Here is a 3,437-nt window from a genome sequence, read left to right as displayed (position 1 = left end):
GTCGGCGAGCCGGAGGTCCAGCACGACCAGTCGCGGCGCAGGACTGACCTGCGCGAGCTCAGCGACGGTCGAGACGGCCGCGACCAGCTCGACGTCCGGAGCGCCGTCGATCAGCGACTGGAAGCCTCGAGCGACCAGCGGGTGGTCCTCGACCAGCGCGATCCGGTGCCGTTCCACCACCCACTCCTTCCATCGGCGACGATGGCTGACACCCTAGCGCCAGCCGCGCACCGGTGGCCCTCGAAAGTTCATCTTGACCCCCCACAAGTGGGGATACCGGACCCACTCGCGCAGTGGCAGGCTCGGAATCGAGGCGGAGGGGGGCAATGCCCTTGTCGCCGCAAAGCCTGGAAGAGGTGGCGATGCACTGGTCGGCGGAGGAGTTCGCCCTGGTCATCACTGGCCTCCTGTTCCTGGCCGCCGTGGCGTCCTCCTTCCTCCCGAGAGTGGAACTCACCTGGGTCCAGCGGGCGGCGTTAGCCATCGGCGCCGCCGCGGCCCTGGGGTCCGCCGCACTCTCGGCGAGGTCGGGGGACGCTCATCTGCCCGCGCTGGTGTGGGCCGTCCCTGTGCTCGCGGTCGCCGTGGTGGTCGTGACGCGAGTCCGCGCGCGAGCGAGGAACGCCGCTCGCGCGACCCGCGCATCGGCCTCCGGCACCGAGGCCATCCCGACGTCGACGGTCCTGCGGACGTCCGTACTCGCCCCCGAGACCGTGGACTCCGCCGCGAGGCGCGTGCTGCTCGCCCGCGCCGCCGATCCGGCGTCGTCCGCACAGGAGCTGTCGCAGATCGCGAGCCGCCACGAGCACCTCCGCGTGGTCGTCGCCGCGAACCCGTCGACCCCCGCGAGCACGCTCGAGTGGCTCGCGTCCCACGGGGACGCGCGGATTCGCGATGCGATCGCGCAGCGGGGCAGTCGGCGACGCGCCGCCGCGGCCGTCCCCGCCCTCTGACTCAGGCCTCCTGGCCCGGCTCGACGGCCTCGTCGGCGTCCGTCGACCGGTCGGGGCCGATCCGCTCTGTCACGGGAGCGTCCAGCACGAGCACGCACAGGGCGACCTTGTCGCCGCGCTGCCACGACTGCGCGGTGGGCACCCACGCGACCCAGGCGGAGCCCGACGGCCCCAGACTGTCGAGCCGGCTCCCGCAATGCTCCCGACTGCGCAGCGCGACTTCCTCGTCTCCTGGGTAGCGGGCCTCCTCGAACACCAACGACGTGATGACTTCGGCCCGATGCTCGGCGGTGCACTCCACGACCGTCGTGCCGCCCACAGCACCGTCGTCGCCGACGCTCTCGAGGCACATCCCCGGCACCACCTGCATCGCGTGCAGGTCACCCACGGTCTCGGGTGCGGCCGGGTCGAGGCCTCGGCCCGTCGCGTCGAGAGCCACGGACCAGGAGATGCCGATGAGCAGCGCGACACCTGCGGCGATCGCCACCCATGCAGCGAGAGCCATGCCGCGGCCCGCCCCGAACGCCGAGGTTCGCCCGGCGGGAACAGCGGCCGTCGGACTGCCCGATGCGGCGGCCGCGGGAGCAGCGTCGCCCGGCTGAGACGCGTGCTGGCGTCCCGGATCGGGCGCGCCCGGCGGGACGAATGGATCGGTCACGACTGCGCGATCTCGAGCACCACCGGCACGTGATCCGAGGCGCCCTTGCCCTTGCGCTCGTCGCGCTCGATGGTGACGCCCGTCGCGAGCGACGCGAGGGGCGCAGAGGCGTAGATGAAGTCGATGCGCATGCCCTCGTTCTTGGGGAATCGCAGCTGCTTGTAGTCCCAGAAGGTGTACTTCCGCTCGTCGGGGACGAAGCGCCGGGAGAGCTCCTCGTACCCGGCGTCCGCGAACGCGTGGAAAGCGGCGCGCGCCTCGTCCGTCACGTGCGTCTCCGCCTCGGAGTCCTCCTCCGACCAGATGTCCGTGGGCAGCGGCGCGACGTTGAAATCGCCCACGAGAGCCGTGGGCGCATCGGCCCACGTGGACGCGGCTTCGCGCAGGGTGCGCAGGAACTCGAGCTTGTACGCGTAGTGCGGGTCCGCCAGACCGCGACCGTTGGGGACGTACAGGCTCCACACGCGCACGCCGCCGGCGGTCGCGCCGATCGCCCGCGCCTCGACGACGGGCTCCTGCCCGGGCTTGCCGAAGGCCGGCTGCTCCGGGAATGCGGTCTCCACATCCTCGAGCCCCACGCGCGACGCGATCGCCACGCCGTTCCACTGGTTGAGGCCGTGGACCGCCAGCTCGTAGCCCGCCGCCTCGAACGGTTCGCGCGGGAACTGCTCGGGCTTGCACTTGATCTCCTGCATCGCCAGCACGTCCGTCTCGGAGCGCTCGAGCCAGTCGACCACCCGGTCGCAGCGGGCACGGACGGAGTTCACATTCCAGGTGGCGAGGCGCATGGCTCCACGCTACCCGGCGCGGCCCAGGCGCACGGCCGATGCGCGTGCGGCCGAAGCGCGCAGGCCGCCCCGCGTACGCTGTCGCCATGGCGACTGCACTGATCACTGGAGCGAGCCGCGGACTGGGCGAGGAGTTCGCGTGGCAGCTCGCTGCCGCCCGCCACGACGTGGTGCTGGTCTCGCGCAGCGGCGACGAGCTGTCCGAGCTCGCCCACACCATTCGCGGCGCTGCGGGGGTCGAGGCCGAGGTCCTGCAGGCGGACCTCGCCGACTCGGACGACCTCGCGAAGGTCGCCGCCCGCGTGGCCGACCCCGAGCGCCCCATCAGCCTGCTCGTCAACAACGCCGGCTACGGGCTGGGCAAGGGGATCCTCGAGACCACCTGGGAGGAGGAGCGTGCGGCTCTCGACGTGCTCGTGAGCGCGCCCCTGTGCCTCGCGCAAGCCGCAGCGAAGGCGATGACCGAGCGTGGCCACGGCGCCATCCTGAACGTCGCCTCGATCGCGGCCCACCTGTCGAACACCACGTACGCCGCGCACAAGCGCTGGGTGGTCGAGTTCACCCACGCGCTCGCGGGCCAGCTCAAGGACACTGGGGTCAGCGCTACCGCCGTGCTGCCGGGGCTGGTGCGCACCCACTTCCACGACGGTCCCGATCTCGAGTACATGCGCCAGGACTATCCCGATCTGGTGTGGCTCGAGCCCGAACAGGTGGTCGAGTCGGCGCTCGCCGCGGTGCGCCGCAAGGCCGTGACGGTCACGCCCTCGGTCCGGTACGCCGCGAGCGCCGGTCTCCTGCGGCTGGCCCCGCGCGCCCTGACCCGCCGCCCGCGCGAGCCGCGCGAGCGCGCGTGACCCGGCCCGCGCATCGGCCCTGCGAACGCGATCGCCGCGGTCGTTCCCGCTCATCTAGCGCCTGAGACGAGCGAAATGGGCCCGAATCGCTCGTCTAGCGCGCTAGGTGTAGTGCCCAGGCAGGTTGTTCAATCTGTTGATGGGTGGGATCTTGCCGATGGCTGAGTGGTTGCGGTGGTGGTTG

At 72.0% G+C, this 3,437-nt stretch carries 4 protein-coding genes; 2 read left to right on the top strand and 2 right to left on the bottom strand.

Annotated features, from left to right (window positions below):
* Nucleotides 1-356: 356 nt before the first annotated feature.
* Nucleotides 357-953, top strand: coding sequence for a hypothetical protein (locus QZ483_RS13215; RefSeq protein ID WP_297084782.1), 597 nt, complete (start codon nucleotides 357-359; stop codon nucleotides 951-953).
* A 1-nt stretch (nucleotide 954) separates the two neighbouring features.
* Here QZ483_RS13215 and QZ483_RS13210 read toward each other — a convergent pair whose 3' ends face one another.
* Nucleotides 955-1,458, bottom strand: a complete 504-nt coding sequence (locus tag QZ483_RS13210; RefSeq protein ID WP_297084779.1) for a septum formation family protein — start codon at nucleotides 1,456-1,458, stop codon at nucleotides 955-957.
* 149 nt (nucleotides 1,459-1,607) lie between these two features.
* On the bottom strand, nucleotides 1,608-2,399 hold the full coding sequence (locus QZ483_RS13205) for an exodeoxyribonuclease III (RefSeq protein ID WP_297084777.1): 792 nt from the start codon (nucleotides 2,397-2,399) through the stop codon (nucleotides 1,608-1,610).
* An 86-nt stretch (nucleotides 2,400-2,485) separates the two neighbouring features.
* Here QZ483_RS13205 and QZ483_RS13200 point away from each other — a divergent pair, with 86 nt between their 5' ends.
* Entirely contained in the window at nucleotides 2,486-3,253 is a 768-nt protein-coding gene (locus QZ483_RS13200; RefSeq protein ID WP_297084775.1) for an SDR family oxidoreductase, read from the top strand.
* The last annotated feature ends 184 nt before the right edge of the window (nucleotides 3,254-3,437 follow it).

Origin of the sequence: uncultured Demequina sp. (genome assembly GCF_913055775.1) — a bacterium.
Classification (GTDB): Bacteria; Actinomycetota; Actinomycetes; order Actinomycetales; family Demequinaceae; genus Demequina.
Note: the sequence above shows the minus strand (reverse complement) of the source record. Positions and strands in the feature narration are given on the sequence as shown.

Excerpts from the sequence above, each read along its gene's own strand:
- QZ483_RS13210 (WP_297084779.1), bottom strand. The coding sequence starts at position 1,458 with ATGGCTCTCGCTGCATGGGTGGCGATCGCCGCAGGTGTCGCGCTGCTC.
- QZ483_RS13205 (WP_297084777.1), bottom strand. The coding sequence starts at position 2,399 with ATGCGCCTCGCCACCTGGAATGTGAACTCCGTCCGTGCCCGCTGCGAC.
- QZ483_RS13200 (WP_297084775.1), top strand. The coding sequence starts at position 2,486 with ATGGCGACTGCACTGATCACTGGAGCGAGCCGCGGACTGGGCGAGGAG.